Annotated in this window: 24 protein-coding genes; 1 reads left to right on the top strand and 23 read right to left on the bottom strand. The window is 64.3% G+C overall.

Features of this window, described 5'->3' with window-relative positions; translation table 11 throughout:
• Positions 1 to 169 precede the first annotated feature (169 nt).
• Entirely contained in the window at positions 170 to 352 is a 183-nt protein-coding gene (locus tag EAH68_RS12895; protein ID WP_126121750.1) for a hypothetical protein, read from the top strand.
• Between the two features lie 50 nt (positions 353 to 402).
• On the opposite strand, the gene EAH68_RS12890 is transcribed toward EAH68_RS12895, so the two are convergent.
• The 23 genes from EAH68_RS12890 to EAH68_RS12780 form a co-directional block, all read right to left on the bottom strand.
• Positions 403 to 918 (bottom strand): hypothetical protein, encoded by a 516-nt coding sequence (locus EAH68_RS12890; RefSeq protein ID WP_126121749.1) that lies wholly within the window; start codon positions 916 to 918, stop codon positions 403 to 405.
• A gap of 3 nt (positions 919 to 921) precedes the next feature.
• Positions 922 to 1173, bottom strand: a complete 252-nt coding sequence (locus EAH68_RS12885; protein WP_126121748.1) for a holin — start codon at positions 1171 to 1173, stop codon at positions 922 to 924.
• A gap of 15 nt (positions 1174 to 1188) precedes the next feature.
• Positions 1189 to 2196: a hypothetical protein gene (locus EAH68_RS12880; protein WP_126121747.1), complete on the bottom strand. Its 1008-nt coding sequence runs from the start codon at positions 2194 to 2196 to the stop codon at positions 1189 to 1191.
• A gap of 62 nt (positions 2197 to 2258) precedes the next feature.
• Entirely contained in the window at positions 2259 to 2738 is a 480-nt protein-coding gene (locus EAH68_RS12875) for a hypothetical protein (RefSeq protein ID WP_126121746.1), read from the bottom strand.
• Positions 2739 to 2774: 36 nt separating this feature from the next.
• The gene (locus EAH68_RS12870) at positions 2775 to 3014 is read right to left on the bottom strand and encodes a hypothetical protein (protein WP_126121745.1); all 240 of its coding nucleotides are present in this window, start codon (positions 3012 to 3014) and stop codon (positions 2775 to 2777) included.
• The gene (locus EAH68_RS12865; protein WP_126121744.1) at positions 2990 to 3676 is read right to left on the bottom strand and encodes a glycine-rich domain-containing protein; all 687 of its coding nucleotides are present in this window, start codon (positions 3674 to 3676) and stop codon (positions 2990 to 2992) included. Before EAH68_RS12865 ends, EAH68_RS12870 begins: the two co-directional genes overlap by 25 nt.
• A complete protein-coding gene (locus EAH68_RS12860; RefSeq protein ID WP_126121743.1) occupies positions 3676 to 4563 on the bottom strand; it encodes a hypothetical protein in 888 nt (295 codons plus the stop codon). The genes EAH68_RS12865 and EAH68_RS12860 overlap by 1 nt, the downstream gene beginning before the upstream one ends.
• A 127-nt stretch (positions 4564 to 4690) precedes the next feature.
• The gene (locus tag EAH68_RS12855; RefSeq protein ID WP_126121742.1) at positions 4691 to 5392 is read right to left on the bottom strand and encodes a hypothetical protein; all 702 of its coding nucleotides are present in this window, start codon (positions 5390 to 5392) and stop codon (positions 4691 to 4693) included.
• On the bottom strand, positions 5389 to 5994 hold the full coding sequence (locus tag EAH68_RS12850; RefSeq protein WP_126121741.1) for a hypothetical protein: 606 nt from the start codon (positions 5992 to 5994) through the stop codon (positions 5389 to 5391). Before EAH68_RS12850 ends, EAH68_RS12855 begins: the two co-directional genes overlap by 4 nt.
• Before the next feature lie 2 nt (positions 5995 to 5996).
• The gene (locus tag EAH68_RS12845; RefSeq protein ID WP_241228460.1) at positions 5997 to 7604 is read right to left on the bottom strand and encodes a Gp37-like protein; all 1608 of its coding nucleotides are present in this window, start codon (positions 7602 to 7604) and stop codon (positions 5997 to 5999) included.
• 19 nt (positions 7605 to 7623) lie between these two features.
• Positions 7624 to 8412: a hypothetical protein gene (locus tag EAH68_RS12840; protein WP_126121740.1), complete on the bottom strand. Its 789-nt coding sequence runs from the start codon at positions 8410 to 8412 to the stop codon at positions 7624 to 7626.
• A gap of 15 nt (positions 8413 to 8427) precedes the next feature.
• The gene (locus EAH68_RS12835) at positions 8428 to 12822 is read right to left on the bottom strand and encodes a tape measure protein (protein ID WP_126121739.1); all 4395 of its coding nucleotides are present in this window, start codon (positions 12820 to 12822) and stop codon (positions 8428 to 8430) included.
• A gap of 13 nt (positions 12823 to 12835) precedes the next feature.
• The gene (locus tag EAH68_RS12830) at positions 12836 to 13087 is read right to left on the bottom strand and encodes a hypothetical protein (protein ID WP_126121738.1); all 252 of its coding nucleotides are present in this window, start codon (positions 13085 to 13087) and stop codon (positions 12836 to 12838) included.
• A gap of 95 nt (positions 13088 to 13182) precedes the next feature.
• On the bottom strand, positions 13183 to 13509 hold the full coding sequence (locus EAH68_RS12825) for a hypothetical protein (protein WP_126121737.1): 327 nt from the start codon (positions 13507 to 13509) through the stop codon (positions 13183 to 13185).
• Between the two features lie 18 nt (positions 13510 to 13527).
• The gene (locus tag EAH68_RS12820; RefSeq protein ID WP_126121736.1) at positions 13528 to 13812 is read right to left on the bottom strand and encodes a hypothetical protein; all 285 of its coding nucleotides are present in this window, start codon (positions 13810 to 13812) and stop codon (positions 13528 to 13530) included.
• Between the two features lie 66 nt (positions 13813 to 13878).
• Positions 13879 to 14505 (bottom strand): hypothetical protein, encoded by a 627-nt coding sequence (locus tag EAH68_RS12815; RefSeq protein ID WP_126121735.1) that lies wholly within the window; start codon positions 14503 to 14505, stop codon positions 13879 to 13881.
• Positions 14505 to 14915: a hypothetical protein gene (locus tag EAH68_RS12810; protein ID WP_126121734.1), complete on the bottom strand. Its 411-nt coding sequence runs from the start codon at positions 14913 to 14915 to the stop codon at positions 14505 to 14507. Before EAH68_RS12810 ends, EAH68_RS12815 begins: the two co-directional genes overlap by 1 nt.
• On the bottom strand, positions 14908 to 15195 hold the full coding sequence (locus EAH68_RS12805; protein WP_126121733.1) for a hypothetical protein: 288 nt from the start codon (positions 15193 to 15195) through the stop codon (positions 14908 to 14910). Before EAH68_RS12805 ends, EAH68_RS12810 begins: the two co-directional genes overlap by 8 nt.
• Before the next feature lie 2 nt (positions 15196 to 15197).
• Positions 15198 to 15521, bottom strand: coding sequence for a hypothetical protein (locus EAH68_RS12800; RefSeq protein WP_126121732.1), 324 nt, complete (start codon positions 15519 to 15521; stop codon positions 15198 to 15200).
• Positions 15509 to 15952, bottom strand: coding sequence for a Gp19/Gp15/Gp42 family protein (locus tag EAH68_RS12795; RefSeq protein ID WP_241228459.1), 444 nt, complete (start codon positions 15950 to 15952; stop codon positions 15509 to 15511). Before EAH68_RS12795 ends, EAH68_RS12800 begins: the two co-directional genes overlap by 13 nt.
• 13 nt (positions 15953 to 15965) lie before the next feature.
• The gene (locus tag EAH68_RS12790; protein WP_126121731.1) at positions 15966 to 16673 is read right to left on the bottom strand and encodes a hypothetical protein; all 708 of its coding nucleotides are present in this window, start codon (positions 16671 to 16673) and stop codon (positions 15966 to 15968) included.
• 15 nt (positions 16674 to 16688) lie between these two features.
• Positions 16689 to 17594: a phage major capsid protein gene (locus EAH68_RS12785; RefSeq protein WP_126121730.1), complete on the bottom strand. Its 906-nt coding sequence runs from the start codon at positions 17592 to 17594 to the stop codon at positions 16689 to 16691.
• A gap of 16 nt (positions 17595 to 17610) precedes the next feature.
• The gene (locus EAH68_RS12780; RefSeq protein ID WP_126121729.1) at positions 17611 to 17997 is read right to left on the bottom strand and encodes a hypothetical protein; all 387 of its coding nucleotides are present in this window, start codon (positions 17995 to 17997) and stop codon (positions 17611 to 17613) included.
• Positions 17998 to 18008: the final 11 nt, after the last annotated feature.

Here is an 18008-nt window from a genome sequence, read left to right as displayed (position 1 = left end):
GGTGGAGCTGCCGGGGATTCACGGTATATCTGATCTACCTGCAGGAGATCCACCACAAAATCTAGACGTGGGTAATTCGTGGGTAATGCCACCTAGTTCAACCTCACCCAGTTTGAACCTTTTCCGCACTGCCGGGAACCGCACGAGCAGAACCGCAGTCTAATAAAGCATGATCTTCCTCGACGACAGCCTCGGAAACTGGATCGTGGCCAACGACCGCCGCGAACTCCTCGACGCCCTCCTCGCCCGACTCCCCCACCAGCCCGACAACGAAGCACTGACCTATATCGCCGCTGGCTGCCTCGGCTGCATCCCCACCGACATCATCATCGAGGACGACACCCAGAAATGACGAAACCGCCCCACCCGGCGCGCCCATGATGGCGTGCGGGGTGGGGCGGTTCACTTGCGCTCGGGGGGTGTGCGGGCTTTCGGATCCGGCGACCGGGGCCGGGGGTGTTTGTGCAACCGGTGGTTGGTGTCCAGGGCCTCAAGGTCGGGGCGGAGCTCGACAGGTATCTCAGGTAGGTCGCCTGGGCGGGCCTCGAATATGGTCGCGGCGTACTGTTCTCGCTCGGCGATATGTCCGAGTGCGAGGCTGTACAGGCGTTCCCTGTCGTCCAGTTTCTGGTTGATCCGGGTCATCTGGGTGTCACGGTTGAGGTCTCGCTGCGACAGGTCGCGGACCTGGGCAGCCTGAGCCTCGAGGGCGGCCTGCACGGTCTGGACTGCCGTGTGGGCGGCCTCGACGGCGATTGATTCGGCTTCCGCTTTCACCTTCTTAACTTCGGCCTCAGCCTCGACGGCAGAGTGCCGGGCGGCTCTGGATTCGTAGACGATCTTCCAAACCAAGCCGATGATGCCGATGAGTGCCGTAGCCCCGGCCCCGAAGAGGATTTCCAGCAGGGGCAGGTCCATGATCTAGTTCGTCGCGGCGTCGTCCGGGAGGGGGTGAGGCTGTCGGATGAGGGAGCCGGAGTCCTGATGACGGACACCCGAGGAGGCAATGGAGGTGAGGATCGAGACCAGGGCGGCAGTGCCGGCAATGGCGGCGGCTTCGACCCACGAGACGGACATGATGGTGACGCCCGCGACGAAAACACCCAGGACGGCCTGGGCTGCGGTCTTGACGGCGCGCTCGAGGGCGTCAGCCCAGAATGCGGTAGTGATCATGGTGTGGTTCTCCTTCTAGACGGTGGTGGTGGGGATGGTGATCTGCTGGCGGTCGTCACCGGAGGCGGCGCGGGCCTGCAAGCTGGCGAGCATGTCGATGATCTGACCGTTGGTCTCGATGACCGTGTCGAGCTTCTTCTCGATCCGAGGCAGGGTGACCTCAGTGAGGCCGAACACCCGGCCGTCGGTGTAGCGGATCAGGTCGACGACCCTGTGCGTGGTGCCGTCGGTTGCTTCGACGTCAGTGTCGAGGGTGGTGGCCATGGTGGTCTCCTTCTTCTCAGGTGCAGGTGTGGGGGTCGTGGTGGGGTTGATGATCGCGGCCCAGGTCTTCGGGCCGACGTGCCCGGTCGTCGGGCCGAGAGCTCCGCCGGCATCAGCCTGGATCGTGCGGACACGGCCGGCGACGTCAGCCCACCGGCCGGTCGGGGTGGTGCCCAGCGCGCGCTGGAGCTCACGCAGGCCCTCGATCATGTAGGGCGGTTCCCCAGCCTCTCCGGACACGGACTGATCCGGGCCCGACCGCGGGCCGTAGTACCAGCCCTGCGGCGGCAGGGGGAAGGCGCCGGCGGGTTTCGGGCCGAGACGGGCCGGCAGATACCACCAGGAGTGGTACAGCGGATCGTCCCAGGCGCGCGCCGTGCCAGCGACGACGTGTCCAGAAACACCGCGGTACATGCCGCGCGACTCGAAGTTCACACCGGCAAACGTGCCGCTCGTGTGTGAGTTGTAACCGCCGCCGTTGTGATAGAAGCCCAGCTTGAGGATCGCGTCGGCCGGCACCGCCGCCTTCGAGGACGCACGGACCAGGCCGAGAACCTCACCGGAGGCCAGGCGGAAGGTCTCGGTCGATCCGTAACGGACATCGCGGGCCTTCCCCTGCAGGGCAGCGGCCACAGCCATGACGAACCAGGAGCAGTCACCGCCCGGCCGGCCGCTACCTCCGTAGTGATAGGGCAAGCCATTTTTCGAGTAGATCCAGCCCAGGATCTCCATCGCTGTGCTGTACGGGATGGTCTTCACGGGTTTCCTTTCGGGAATGAGAAAACCCCCGACCACACTGGTCAGGGGTTGTGAGTTCGTAGTCAGTCGCTTACGAGGACGGAGTGCTCTCTCCATTTAGAAAAACGTTTGTCGTTCTGCTTCGGGGATCCGAAAGGTCCTATTTCGTCAGCTTGCGCACCGAGCTCCGAGTAGTTCTTTCCCCCACTGGCACGCCAGAGAGGTCGGTAGGTGAACGTCACGTAGTGACCAAGATCAGCGCCGTTCAAAAGCACAATCCGACTATCCAGCGGCAGAACCACCAATCGAGAAAGAGAGTTCTCTCCGGATAAGTTCGATCCTCCGCCAGGATCCAGCAGACGCGACTGAGTATCCATACAGAAGCTGTCACCGAGAAGAATCGGCCGAAGTGACCAGTTGATCAGCTTGCCGTATCCTTCTTCTCCCATTTTCTGCAGCTCGAATCGTGGTTTCGCCCTCCACCTAAAAGCCGCGAGTACCAGCGCAACTGCTACGCCAGTGAAAGTGCCCGATATGATCGGCGCCCAGATCAGTTCAAACATGCATTCAAGCTACCGGCAGCAGAGCAATTTTAGGGGTCAGGTCTCGTCGGTCGGTGCCTGCATGGTGATGTCGTGTTCGGCTGCGACCGTGTGGATCTCGTCAGCGAGGTCCTGCGGGTCACCGCCGAGCTCGCAGTGTCGGGCGCAGATCTCACGCACCTGCTGCGGTCCGGCAGCCAGCTCATGACGACGCGAAAGCTCATCGGAGATCTGCCTATAGCGGTTTCGGAGGTCCTCATCAGACAGGACAGTCAGGTGCGGGGGTCGCGGTTCCACATCCAGATCCGTGCCCACCCATCACCACCAGGGGCGGACGGCTTGGTCAGCTCAGAGTTTCCTCCGGAACCGCCACCACCACGCTGGCCGGCCTCGCCGTAGGTCTTGCCGGAGGGGCCGATGAAAAATTGTGTCTGCCCATCAGTGAGTGGCACCACCTTGGGGTCGATGGGCAGAGTGTCCTCCTGCCCAGCAAGCGGCGAGCCGGAGCTGCTGCCACCGGACCCGCCCGGCGCGGATGCTCCAAGGAGCGTGGTGGACCCGCCTGTCCCGCCGGGGTAGTTGGATGCACCAGCCCCACCACCCGCTCCGACGGTGAGGGCGAGGGTGAGGGTGCCGGGGGTGACGGCGAGGTCGAGGACGCGGCCCTCGCCCCGGTTGCCGCCCTGGCCGGTCGTAGAGTTGGCTCTCCACTTGCCTCCGCCTCCGCCACCGCCGACGAGGATCGCGGCGACGTGCGTGCACCAGTCGGGGATGGTGATGGTGTGTGTCCCGGCGGTGGTGATCTCCAGCACCTCGAAATGCAGGGGTCGGACAGAGGTGTAGATCGTCCGCCACTCCCCGCTGTCCCATACGCAGGTTTCCCCCATGACGGCGAGAGTGCCGTCAATCTGGGCGAGGCGTATTTCGCCTACATTCTTCCCGTCGATCTGGAGGGGCATTATTCCGCCTTCCAGTAGATGGTGCCCGGGGTGCCCGACGTGGGCCAGTCCCCGGTGACCTCCACATGGGCGGGGGCCGCCCCCACCTGCTGCGGGGTATGGGAGTGCGTCTTGTCGGCTTTCCCCGCCAGGGCAGTGACCAGGGCGGCCAGCTCATCATCATGCGTGCCGAGGTAGGCGGCGATCTCGAAAAGCGTGTCCAGAGCCTCGGGTGCCCCGTCGATCAGGGCGTCCACCGCGAGATTGATCATGCCCGCCACCGTGGTCGGAGTGGTCCGCCCCTCCACCAGGTCATGGATCCCCGCGAGGGCATCATCCAACCCCGCGACCTGGCTGGTGGGGTGCGTGTGCTCCACGTCCGCCTTGGCAGTGAGTGCGTGATTCAGGTGATCGACAGACACATCCCCCGGAGGGCCCTGATCACCCGGCGGACCGGGATCACCCTTCTCCCCCTGCTCACCCCGCGGGCCCTTGATCTGCTCCACCTGCTCAGGCGTCAGGGACTCAAACGTGACCTGCCCATCCTGCCCAGGCTCCCCCTTCTCCCCCTGCTCACCCCGCGGGCCCTTCAGCGGTGGGGATTCCTTCCCGAGGACGGTGAGCCGGTCACCCACCCACTCCGTAGACTCCACCACCTGGACGATGTCATTCCGCGCACCTTCCGCACGACGCGCAGCGGCCTCCGCGCGGGACACCACAGCAGGAGTCCAGTCGAAGTTGGCTTCGATCAGCGCGGACAGCTCCACCACATCCTCATCGGGGAGGGTGACATCCCAGTGCTGGCCGTGAGCTTCGCTGCCCTGCAGCTCAACACGGATTGGGCCCGGGGGCATGTCAAGAGAAGTGAACTCCCCGCCAGCCGCGGCGCGCATTGGGATGGTGTCCACCAGCTGGAGGATGACAGCATTCCCCGGGCCTGGCCGGGCCACCCGCGAGTAAATGAGGACAGCATGCGACCGTCCGGCGAAGGGCTTGCCGCCAACAGAAGTTAGTTTTCCCGTAAGAATGGTCACTTTAACCCTCTCCCACTTCCTCAGACGCGTCACCTGATGGCTGCCCGATGGTCTCTGACGTCCACCGCTTCGCTACCAGCCGGGTGGTGGCCCATCCGCCGTTGTGGCCACGGCCCAGGCCGATGGACACCACATGGACGCTGACCAAATAATTTGGGGCAGGGACCACGAAGTCCGCACCAAAGTCGACTGAGTGCGTGTCATCTGACGTATAGTCCACGAACCTCTGGTAGGTGAACAACGAACCGTTGGGTGCGTAGCAGCGGATCTCGTAGATGATCTGACTGGTGACCAGACGCACCCACGACGGGTTGAGGGTGACAGAAATCTGCCACGCCCCCTTCCCCAGCAGACGCAGTCCCGAGCTCTCCAGGCGCACGCCCTTAAGCGGGGTGCGCTGACCCGTAAACGGCAGCTTCCCAGCTCCGCTGAAATTCCGGCCGGTGGGCATGTACGCCACACCGTAATCCAAAATTTCATCCACCAGATCCACCCGGTCATGAAGATCCTCCATCCCATCCCGGATGGTGGAAATACCTTCCCCCACAGCACCGAAAACACCCTCCGGGTCGAAGAACCCGGCGATGGCCGCGCCGATCCCACCGATGATGTCACCGAGCAGACCTCCCAGAGCTTCCCCCAAATTAAAGGAGCTGGGCCCGCTGTTGGGGACCGGCACACGTTTTGACGGATCCACACTCACTGGTCACGCACCTCCTGCATTCTCTTGTCCTGCTTGACGGCCATGGCCTGAGCGATGATGTCATCAAGCTCCTGCCGGCTCTTCGTGGTCAGGTCAATCCCATCGACCTCCCGGGAGATCACGGCAGGCTCCTGATCCACCGAAATCCACTCCCCCGGCTCCAGCGGAGCGCCGCCATGTCCCAGACCATCAAATTTCACGCCTGGTCCGACGATGATCTGGAATGACCAGACACCGGGCATCGCGCACACACCCACGAGTCTGTCGCCGACCAGCTCAATCCCCGGCGGAAGTTGCCCGATATGACGGCAGTGAGATTTCCATCCGTCCGGGATGAGCCACTCAAAGGGCTCTCCCGGCTGGGCTGTCAGGTCGTCGGCTCCCTTGGGTGGCAGGCCCACGACGACGCGCACGTCATGGACGATCTCCATCCATCCGAGGTGGATGAAGCCGACCTTCTCCATGTGTGTGGCGATGGCCTCCAACACTTCCTCGTCGAAGGCGATTCCGCTGGGTCGGACGAGGAGGGGAATCCACGGGTGTTTGCCGGCCGGGACTGGATAAGGGTTGATCCGGCTGAACTGGTGGTTGACTTCGGACATCGTCACGCTCCTAGCTGGGTCTTGAGTCGGGAGAGGATCCCAGAGGTCGTTTCGGCGTTGCGTGCGAGCATGTCTCCTTGGGATTCCCTCAGCCGGGGGTCGCCGAGGCTGACGGATACCCCGAGGTGCCCACGGGAGCCGATCTCGTGGGTCTCGGAGACGAACGAAGCAAGCTGCATGCCGAGGGCCTCCACACCAGCCTGGTCGCCCAAGACGTAGTCCCGGCCCAGCTTGTACGGGGCGTCGTCGATGACGGCGATCTCGAAACTGATTCCGCCATCAGTCTCCTCAGAGGCAGCGATCGCCTGCTGGACACCGGAGAGCGAGAATGCCTCCCCCGGCTTCGACAGCTCCAGATACGAGAGCCGGCCGTGGTACCCAGCACGGCGGCGATGGTCGATCTGCATGAACGCCAGGATTCGGTCCTTGACGTTCTCCTCCACGAGGTCACCGACGATGACAGCCAGTGCCGGGCCGATGCCAGGGAGGAGTGAGCCGATGCCGGCGGCCAATGCCCGGACACCCGTTGAGAGGATCTTGTTCAGGGCGGCGGGTGAGCGTCCACCGATAATGAAGGAGTTGTCGGTGCTCTTCTTGATGACCAGGCGCGATACAGCCTGGTATTCGGTGGGGCGCCACACAACCCAGGGCTGGAGGCCTGAGGCTGTTGCGGCGGCCGTCGGGTCGAAGACCGGGACGTCGGAGATCTCGGTGTCCCCGACCGAAGAGAAGATCCGGGCGATCGCACGGAGAGGGTCGGCGAGGGTGCCGGTTGCCCCGTTGTGGAAGGAACGGTCCACGACGTCGAGGACGATCGTTGGTGTGGTGAGGGTGAAGTGGTCGGGTGCTGGCTGGGGGTCGCCGGGGAACCAGTACTCTGCGGTCATCATCAGGCCGGCGGCGTGGGCGGTGCCGGAGAGTGCGTCCCAGGCATTGTCGTAGCGGGCCTCGATCACCGCCCACTCGGTGGGCCGGGCGGGCACGGTCGGGTTCATGATGATCTTCCATCGTGCCGGCTCGATCTTTGACCAGGCGCTAGGTGATGAAAGATCCCATTGGCCTAGCAGTGACAGCGGTTGGAAGGCACGCTCGAGGTTCTTGTGGATGTAGTCCTTGAGGATCTTCAGCGAGGGCCCCCAGCGGATGTCCGACCACTTGAGCTGGAACTCGTTGGGCGACGCCGGGTTGGATTTCAGGACGATATGCTTCCAGTGCTCCAAGGGGCGCAGGCCGATGAGCTCGACGGTGCCGCCCTTCTTCCCACCGATTTCCACGGACAGCTCATGGACCCGATAGCCCTTGAGCGTGCCGCCGTCGGAGAGGACGACCATGTGCACGGCTTCGTGGATCAGGGCGTCCATCTCCGGGGAGTGACCGTCGATCAGGCCGACGTCTTGCATGGCCAGCAACCAGGGGACGACTTCGTTGTCAGCGAAGATCGTCACCGACCCGGCGGCCACGTCAAGGGCGCTGTCTCCGAAGTCGTGGTCGATCCAGCCACGCACTTCCTCGTAGGGGATCCCGTCGCGGTCGATCAGCCAGATCGCGCGACCGAAGGCCTTCGCCGACAGCTTCATGTCGTTGTGCCACCGAGTCCAGTCGAAACTCACCAGCTTCCACCTCCTTTCGTCACCATGGGCCGAGGAACCGTGGGGTGACTGCCACCTCGCCGGCGGCGGCCACCACGTGCAGTTCCTGCCCCTCCTGCACCTGCAGGGGATTCCATTTGTTGCGCCACGTCGAGAACCACACGGGTTCGACGACGCCGTTCACCCGGGTCTTCATCCGCGCCTCAGGATCGAGATCCACCTCCGTCCCCGCAGGGAAAGCAGGGTGAGTTGCGGTCCACACGTCCTCGCCGATGCCCAGACCGATTTCACCGGCAGCCTCGGGGTAGTACGAGACCAGTGGTGGAAGATCACCGGGGTTGACCCACACGTCCCCGACGTTGAGCACCTGGACGGAACCCACCCACACCCCTTTCGGCGCCAGGAGGGGCAACTCCTGGATCGTGAGCCCGGACAGATGCGGCTCCGCCTCCGGAGATTGACGTCCCGACTGGATACGAGACGTCAACTGCTTGACCCGCTGGGTGTGCGGATTGCGGCAGAACAGCGTGCACTCGCGGTTCTGTGACCAGGCGGTCATCCAGTCGGTCCACACCTTGGGCCGACCCCGGGTGGAGATCGACACCGTGAGGGTGGGTTCCAGCCTCTCGACGTGCCACCCGGAGATGGTCTCGCCGACTTGGTGGGAGCTTGCCGTCATCTCGCGGATGATGCTGTTCTCCGCACCGCTGATCGACTCGAAGGTGACCCCGCGGTCTCCTTCCTCATCTCCGAACAGCACCCACTTCCGGCCGCGGAAGTCTTCAAGCCACCAGTCATAGGTTTCGGTGCCATCGAACATGGTGCCCATGAGCATCTCCCCTTTCTAGATTGACCGGCCGCGAGATACCGCCGCCGCCGTCCGACGATTGGTCGTCGCGTCAGATACCTTTGCTGCCAGCTCGTCGACCATCCGCTGGAGCTCGTCCACGTTCTCCGGATCCACGTTGTTGAACGTGACGTTGAGCGTCACTGACTGGGCCTGACCCGCCGTGGCCTGATCTGCTACTGACGCCACCGACTTCGGTTCCACCAGGGTCCCCACTTCACCCGGCGCGGTGGCCTGGTCCTTGGTGTAGGGGACGCGGAGCTCGTCGTCGAGGAACCGGGGAAGGCTGATCAGGCCGTCGAGTCCGATCAGTCCGAGGGCTTCGTTGCCGATACTCTCGGCGATTTCGGTGCCTGCCCACTGGGCGATCTCGCCGGGAGTTCCGATGCGCCCACGAGTTTTCTCGGTCTCTCCCTTCGCGTTGACCTCGATGCCTTCGAGGTGGTTGGCCAGCGATGCCATGCGCTCATCCCACGGCGTTCGAGCTTCCACCTCGAGCACCTCGACCAGGTTCTTCAGCGGGGGGCCGATAGTCGGGAGGGACTCGACCATGCGGCTGATGTCAGCCCACTGCTCCGGGGTGAGCACCGGCTCCGGTTTGCTCAGCCGGTTGGTCGCCAGAGCCCCCGGCATGAGCCAGCCGCCCTCGTCATGAAGACCGATGGCGGATGCTGCCCGGTCGGTGACCCAGTTGACGCCGGAGCTCACCCGGTCAGAGACCAGGGACCCGACGTCCTTGACAGCGTTGTAGACCGTGGCAAGTTTCTCACCGAGGTTCTCGACGATGTTGAAGAGCTTGTCGACGACCTTCGGTGGGAGGTCTTCGACGATCTGGTGCGGGATCGCGTTGATCCCGGTCGGTGGCTGCGGCAGCTGCGCTTTGATCGGGCCGAGTACGGAGTCCATGGTGGACTCGATCTTCTGCCTGATCACCGACAGCATCCCCTCTGCGGACAGAGACCCGCCGGAGACGAACGCCCCGTCGGCACCGATGGGCAGGTGGAAGTGCATCTTGTGCTGAGGGTCGTCAGCTCCGGCGGCGCCGACGCCGTACTTGACCATGGACGGTGAACCGCCGGACTCGACGTTGACCGACCCGTAGGGGCCGGCGGGGCCGAGGGTTCCGCTGGTATGGCCTCCGTACGGACCGCCGTTCCAGACACCGATGGAGAAACCCGGTCCCAGGCCCGGGGCGAAGCCCTGCGCACCCGGAGTCGGGAAGCTCATCGTCGCCCAGTAGCGGCGCCACTGATCAGTGCCCTGGATGACAGCTGCGATCGACCCCATGAACCCGGAGCAGTCGAACGACGACCCAGGGCCGGTGGGCCCTGCCCACTGGTAGGGCTTGCCGTGCTGAGCCTTGGCGAACTCATGAGCCTTCTGCAGCTGCATCTCCCATAGCGGCCGAACCTCGCCACCGTCGCGAAACGCCGGGAACAGGCCCGGCGCGGCGCCGGCGAGGTCGCCGACCCGGTTGTTGATTCTCCCGGGCAGTTCAACGAGCTGGCCGTTGGCGAATGTGAAGCCGTGGCCGGCATTGATGGCCTTGCGTAGCGCGTAGATCACGCCGTGGCCACCGACCGCCTCGACCTCGGCGGCGGTGAGCACATGCTCACCGTTGGACAGCCTGGCCAGGATGTCATCCGAGGTGCCGGTTCCCGGGCCCTTGACGTGGCCGCCGGTGTTGAACTCGGGGATGGGTGCGATGTTCCCCAGCTGGGGGACTCCACCGACCTTCTCCGCGATACCGTTCCACACCCGCTGGAGTCCGTCGGTGTAGACCGTGCGGATAATGAAGTTGATCGGCTTGGCGAACTTCTGTCTGATCTCGTTGAACTTCGTTCCGACGCCGTCGACAACGGAGGTGACGAAGTCACGGAAACCTTTGAAGGCGTTTTGCATGCCGACGATGGCCACGTTGACGATGAAGTCCTTGACCTGGCCAACCATGTCCCGGAAGTGATTGAACCGCTCGACGATCTTGTCGATGATCGGCTGGACGTACGAGGTGTACAGCTCGGTGATCTTGTCACCGAGTGACTGCAGCCCTCCGCGGATGAGGTCGATCCGCTCAGCGATCCATGCCTGGGTGTATTCGAAAGCGGCCTGCACCAGAAGCAGATACGGTGAGACGCACGTCTCGTACAGTTCGACGATCTTCGCGGTGAACTCGTCGAACTTCCCGCGGATCACGTCGATCTTTTCCCGTATCCATTCCGCGACGATGTGGAACACCGACTGGATCGCTTCGAATGCTGGCTTGGATACGTTCTCCCAGTACCAGCTGATGCCGGCCCACACCGCGTTCCAAGCGATCTGCAGGGGGGTGAGAACCACGGTGGTGATCACGACGAGCAGCGTCTTGAAAACGAGGATGATCCCGTCGACGACAGGCTTGATGTAGCCCTCGTAGCCTGCCTGGATGGCGGAGGTCAGCCACTCCCAGGAAGCGGTGATGGAGTCGACCACCACGGTGAACTTCTCCTGGACTGATTCCCACGATGATTTCAGGAAATCAGTGAAACGGGACCAGATTTCCTTACCGGTCTCGGTCTTGGTGAAGAAGTAGACGAGGGCCGCGACCACAGCCATGACCGCCACCGCGATTGCGCCGATGACCGTGGCTTTGGTGACCTTGTCGAACGCGGCGGTGACTTTTGTCGCAATCGTGGTGGACGCAATGTAGGCCTTCCACCCCTTGTCGGCGATCGCGACGGCCGCGGCATGGACCTTCATACCGACAGCCCAACCCTGCCAGGCCACCCCGGCGGCTACGGCGCCGACAGCGACGGCCTGGAGGACATCCTGATTGTCGGAGATCCACCCGAACGCCGCCCCGATCTTGTCAGAGACCTGCTCGATCGTGTCAATCAGGCGCGGTCCGAGCTCATCGGCCCACCGCTCCATCGTCGGCTGGAGACGAGCAGACCACTCCTCCACGAGAGGACCGATCTTCTCCCCCAGCTTGTCCACGGCACCACCGACGGCGGTAAACACACCAGGCAGCAGCGCGAACACGGGCTCCTGGACCTTCGTCCCGAGACGACCCAGCGCGGACTGCATATTCCCGAGCGAGCCCTCGAACGTCTCACCGGTGGCCTGCGCGGCACCGCCGATGTGATCTTCCATCGCGGTCTGGAAGTCCTCGAAAGAGACCTTCCCCTCAGTGACCAGCTTCTTGACCTCACCGACGCTGACCCCCATATGGCGGGCCACCGCGGCCGAGGCACCGGTGGCTCGATCATCGAGCTGGCCGAGGACCTCATTGGTCAGGATGCCGTCACCGGCGACCTTGGCCATGACCGAGGAGATGTCATCCATCGAGGTCCGGCCCTGGGCAGCGATGTCAGCGGTCAGCTTCAGCGCCCGGTCGAGCTCAGCGCCGACCTCCACGCCGACAGCGGAGAGCTTCGCACCGGAGCCGGCGGCCTCATCAAGACCGAAAGAGGTGCCGGTGACGGAGTCACTGACACCCTGCATGATGCGGTCGATGGCGTCGGCAGCATGCCCGAGGCCCCGCATCGATGCCTCAGCCTGATCGAAAGCGTTGAGTCGCTTGAAGCCGCGGCCGACGGACTCTCCGACAGCATCCATGAAGGTTGTGCCGATCTTGGCGCCGACACCCAGGAGGGCGCCCCGGCCGATCGTGCCGAGACCCTGCTTGATGCGGTCTCCCAGGGACACAGACTTCTCACCGGCATCGGCAGCAGCGTCACCGATCCCGGACAGCTCCCGGGCGAGTTTCTCGGCCTCGTCCTGCTGAGCCTTGAATTCCCCGGTGGTCATCGACGTCTGAGTGTCCAGACGCTTCTGGGCGGTCAGGACCTTCTCGGAGCTCTCGGCGGCGTCTTCCTGCGCGTCACCGTAGTCGCGGGTGGTCTTCTCGACCTTGTCCAGTGACTTCTGATGCGCGTCAACCGCCGCGGAGACGCGGTTCTCGGCCTTGATCTTCGTCTCGGCAGCCGAGAGCGACGCCGACTCGAGCTTGCGCTCAAGGTCTGCGAGTTCCTCCGTGGTGGCAGCACCAGAGGACTTCGCCTCATCGAGCTTGCGCTGAGCTTCTTCCACCCGTGCTTTGCTGTCGGCGACCTGACGGTCTCGCGCCAGCTCGGCGGCCTGGATCGCATCATGCTTGCGGGCGGCATCATTACGCTCAGTCTCGAGCTTTCGCTCAAGATCGCGAACCTTCTGGGTGGCCTCCTCTTCCCGCTCCCGAGCCTTCTTGAGCACATAGGACGCCTTGTCTGCAGCCTGCGACATCGACTGCTCTATGGACGCAGACGCCCGCTGAGCGGCGGCAGCGGCCGGCTTCTCCAGTGCCGAGGAGAGTTTCTCTGCGATCCCCTCCAACGACGGGATGATCGGGAGCGTTGCATACCCGACTGCGACCATTAGACTTCCCCTCCTACCTACGTGATACCGCTCGACGTGCCTTGGCTTTCCGGAGAGCCGCGGCACGTTTCGGCTCCATCGCCCTTTGCTTTTCAGCACGAGCGATCGCCTGACGAACCGGATGTGCCTGCCCGGTCAATGCCTCGGGGATGTCCATCAGCCGCTCATCAGCGAACGAAATGCGCTGAGAACCGGTGATCTTCGCGACAAAAGACGACTCCTGCCGAAGTTGAAACACCAAGTTCAGCAGCCGGCGAGTCGACATCTCACCGCGCCACCAGGAGTAGATGTCAACGCCGTACTGCTCCAGCAGATCCGCCTCGACCAGATCGAGGTGCTCCAGAACTTGCGGGAGCAGCCCTATTTTCCCTCAAGGCCAGCGACGTCGGCCCAGGCCGACGCGATCTCGGAGAACTCCCCGATGGTGGCCTGCAGAGCATCGACCTTGCCCAGCTGCTCAGGACCGAGCAGCGCCTCGAGGAACAGCGACACCGACTCAAGGTCCTTCTTGCCGACGAACTTCATGACGTGACGCGGCAGATCAGTCACCTCACGCACGGTGGTCAGCTCAAGCTCCGCATCACCGATCTCGACGGTGAACGTCACATACTTCTCACTGGCTGTCGCCTCTGCCTCGATGACATCAGCAACACGCTTGGCGGACTCAGACTTCTTTACTGCGGCCATCGGCCGTCCTCCTTGGGGTCAGGAATGTGGGGTTATTTCGGTGTTTCCCAGAGCCAGCGAGCTGATCAGCCCGCCGACAGCGTGCGCACGAACGAGCTCCGGCACGCCGAGACTCGCCAGCTCCCGGTCGAAGCGGGCCGCGACCTCGGCCAGTGCCTCCGGTGGGGCCTCCGACTGTGCCGCCGACTCCTGGGCCAACTGCCTGGCGATCCCTGCGCGCAGATGTGGCGGGCAGGTGCCGTTGATGTCTTGGCCGAGTTGTCGGGCTCGGGCGTCGATCTCCTGTTGGGTGGGGATGTGCATGCTGGGGTCCTTTGGGGTGACTGGGGGCGCGGTTGGTGTGTGCCGACCGCGCGGCGGCGGGCGGGGTTATCCGCCGGCGGGGACGGTGTCGCCGTGGATGTTGAGGGGGGTTTCCGGGGTGTTCAGGCCCTTGATGCGGATCGGCGCGATGGTGGTGACCTCGCCGGTGGTGGAGTCGATGATGACGCGGTCGAAAAGTCCACCCTTGCCGTCAACGAAGTGGCTGACCTCGAAGGCGGTACCCGCGAATTCCTGGGTCTTGGGGATGGACGGGGCGAAGACACGGGCCTTCTTGCGGGTGATGAGGATTTCGGTGTCGCCGCGCTGGTTGGTGGTGCAGTATGCGAGGAAGGCGTAGGCCGGCTTCGGGGCGACGATGACGTGCTCGGTGCTGCCCGGGTTGATCAGGTAGCGGGTGACGTCGTTGTCCTCAAGTGCGGTGAATCCGCCTGTGGACTTGAAGCCGTAGTCGGCGGCGTCGACGACACCCTTGCCCCAGGCGGTGGCTTCGGTGGTGGAGACTTCGCGGTTCTGGGTGAAGCCGGCGGAGCCGTCGAGTAGGCCGGTAAGGTTCCACTCCTCGCCGAAGGTGCCGTTCTGTTCGATCTGGGGGTTGTCGTCGAGGGAGACGTAGACTTCGGCGCCGACCCAGATGTCGACGGCTCCGGTGGTGGACGGGGTGGTGTCTGGCATCAGATTTTCTCCTTGGTGCGTGGTGCCAGCACAGTGAATCCTGCGCTGGCGATGTAGTGGGTGCCGTGGCCGCCGGAGTCCTTGTCGACCAGTGGGTTCTGGCCGGGCCTGATTGCGATGCCGACTCCGGTGGAGGAATGCAGCTGGAGCAGAGCGTCAAGGACGTCGATGATCCGGACTGCGTCAGGACGGGTAGGGGCGTGGACGATGACGCGGACTGCTTGGCCGGTGTGGGCCTGACTTGAGACGGGGGTTCCGTCACCCTCGACTACGATGTGGGGGCCGTCCGTGTCCGCCGCGTAGTTATCAGGGAGGGCGTCGGTGGTGGGGACGTCAACCACGATGTGGTTGAGCAGGGTGATCATGTCCGCGACCCGGTCCCCCGCGGTGCGGATTACAGGGTCAGACACGATAACGTTTCACCTCCAGCCCGGCGCGAGCTGCAGCGCGGGTGAGGGTGCCGTGTTTGATCTGCGACGCAATCGCCTTGGGGTGGAGGAGGGTCACGAATGCTGCGGCGCGGCCGTTGCGGTTGTTGCCGACCGAGACGTTGACGGGAATTCCCCGGATGTTGGATGCCACGGCGTTGCCGGCGTCCCGGAGCGCCGGTTTCGAGGTGGTCGTGAGGATCTTCTCGAGCTCCGGGGAGGGGACGTTAAGCCGGAAGGAGGGCTTGGTGCGGCGCGCCATTCCTATCCCTCCTTTCGGGTCGCGGTGAATCGGGTTCCGTGCCGGCCGCGGCGGCGGGTCATCGGAGTCCAGGTGAAGGGGGTGAATTCGACAGTGAACTCCTGCCCGCGGATCAGCACCTTGTCACCGCGGCGGATATCCACCGGATGGTGGGTGAACACGTCCCAGGCCAGGACCTCGCCGTCCCGGGAGATGGTGACCATGTCCTCGGACCTGGTGGGGGCGATGATGCAGCGCGGCAGATCTGACCAGGTGGAGGTGTCGGGGATGAGGTGGCCGGTGGGTGTTTTCCCGCCGTTGGGCCGGCGGTGCTTCACCGTCTCCATGGAAGTCCCCCTCCCGGCCACATCGGGACGGTCGGGAACCGTCCTCGTGGCCCGTTGGTGTGGACGCCGAGGTAGTGAAGCATGTCGGCGGTCAGCTCCGCCTCCCCCCAGAGGGTGAGGGGAGCGATGCGGGCATCCCAGGTGACGGAGTCCGAGTAGGGCCCCGTGCCGGTCGCGATGGACGTGGTGTTGAGAGCATCGCCGATGAGGATGGCCTGGGCGACCATGGCACGAACGACGCGGGTGGCACGGCGTGCCTGCCGTGGTTCGGTCATCCAGTCCGCGGGGTCAACCCCGTGGTCCTCGAGAGTGTCGGCGACCTCCTGGGCAGCGTCATCGAGCAGGGTCTCTGCTCGTGACGACTCAGCTGGGTCCAGTGGTCGGGGGAGCCGTTTCAGCAGATCCTGCAGGGGGACGGCCAGGGTGGGCACGGCTCCACCTCCTCTATGCTTCTGCGGCGGCGACAGCGGCGATGATCTGTTGCTTCGTCAGGTTCGCGGTGTCGATGCCGTGCTTCTTGGCGTGCTTTCGCCAGTCCGCGATGCCAGCGCCCTTCAGAGGTGCTCCAGACTCCTGGGCGGGAGCCTCGGCGGTCTCATCGCCGTCGTCGGACTCGTCTTCTTCATCCGCGGCGTCCTCCTCCTGATCGGTGGCGGTCTCGGCCTCAGCGGCGGGAGCCTCGGCGGTCTCATCGCCGTCGTCGGACTCGTCTTCTTCATCCGCGGCGTCCTCCTCCTGATCGGTGGCGGTCTCGGCCTCAGCGGCGGGAGCCTCGGCGGTCTCATCGCCGTCGTCGGACTCGTCTTCTTCATCCGCGGCGTCCTCCTCCTGATCGGTGGCGGTCTCGGCCTCAGCGGCGGGAGCCTCGGCGGTCTCATCGCCGTCGTCGGACTCGTCTTCTTCATCCGCGGCGTCCTCCTCCTGATCGGTGGCGGTCTCGGCCTCAGCGGCGGGAGCCTCGGCGTCATCGTCGGAGTCACCGGACTGGACGGAAGCCTCCTGTGCGTCGTCATCGACCCGCACCGCGGCGCCGGCCTTGATCAGCCGGGCACCATTACGCTCGTCGATCTCGAAGACGTCACCCTTGATATGCCGGGTGTAGCCCTTGCCCTTGCGGTAGGTGAACTTCGTGGCGGTCAGTTTGATCTTCATGATGTGGTCCTTCCTCTAGTCCTTGATGCCGGTGATCCAGGCGCCGGCCTGGGTCTGGTCGAGGCCCAGCGCTCGGGAGCGCAGGAGCTGGTAGCGGGTCTCACGGGTGGGACGCAGATCGATCGGGCCCTCCATGTGCAGCTTGCGGGCATCCGAGTAGAAGCCGAGGGCGCCCGGCTTGGTGATCAGGATGCGGTCGGAGAACCAGAACTTCGGGAAGACGACGCGCAGACCGGCGAAGCTGAAGTTCTGGAAGCCCTTGTAGGCGGGGTTCTGGTCGGCGATGTTGCCGACGTACAGTGAGCGCACCTGCTCATCCTGGAGCATGGCTCCCTGGATGGAGCGCGGAGCGACCATAACTTCGGCCTCGTAGTCCCACTCCACGTCCTCATGTCCCGGCACCTCAGCACCGGTGATGGACTCGACTGCGGAGAACACGTCGTGAATGACTGCGGAACCGCTGTCGCCCCACGCGGCGGACGCCGGGATCTCCGGAATGTCGGCGGCCAGGGCCAGGGTGCGGAACTTCTTGGCCGCGTTGTACACCGCAGCATTCTTCAGCTGCTCGATCCCCTTCTTGACCTGGCCGACCTTGTTGAAGTCGCGCATGTCATCGGAGATGGACAACGCTCGACCTTCGGTCTCGGCCAGCTCGGTGACGACCTGTCCGCCGACCATGCGGGTGGTCGGCACCTCCTCGAACTCAGCGAGGGTTTCCAGGCCATCCTCGGTCAGCGGGGCGGCGTCGCGCTCGAAGGTGACGGACCCCTGGTTGGCGCCGCCGTCGCGGAGCAGGAACTTCGCCAGGTCCCATTCCTCGACGAACTTCATGATCGGCTGGGTGATCTGCTTCGGGTCAGCCATCAGCTGGGAGACGGTGTAGACGGGCCCGTCGTTGATGGAGTGAAGAGTGGTGGTCATGAGAGAGTGACTCCTTCTAAGCGAGACGGACGACGGCGAAGCCGCCTGCAGGGGGCTGGGACACGATGCCGACGACGGCGCCGGCGGAATGCTTCTTGACGGCACCACCAGCACCGACACCCACCTGGTCGCCGTGGGCGAGGGTGCCGGTGTACGCGAGCTTGACCTCGGCCGGCCCGTAGGCCACGGAGGTCATACGAGGACGAGCGACCTTGATGTCGCCGACCTCCAGATCAGTGGGGGCAGCGTCGACGAGAGCGACACCGAGGATGACCTCGGCGTCAGCCTCAGCGACGACCACACCGCCGGAAGCACCCGGCGCGACGACCTGGCCGCCGGTGATCTCTTCCTCGGCGGCGTAGCCGGCGGGGCCGGTCTTGCGGATGATGTTCAGTGCGGGCATGTCAGCTCCTC

This window comes from Corynebacterium hylobatis (assembly GCF_003955685.1).
GTDB lineage: Bacteria > Actinomycetota > Actinomycetes > Mycobacteriales > Mycobacteriaceae > Corynebacterium > Corynebacterium hylobatis.
Note: the sequence above shows the minus strand (reverse complement) of the source record. Positions and strands in the feature narration are given on the sequence as shown.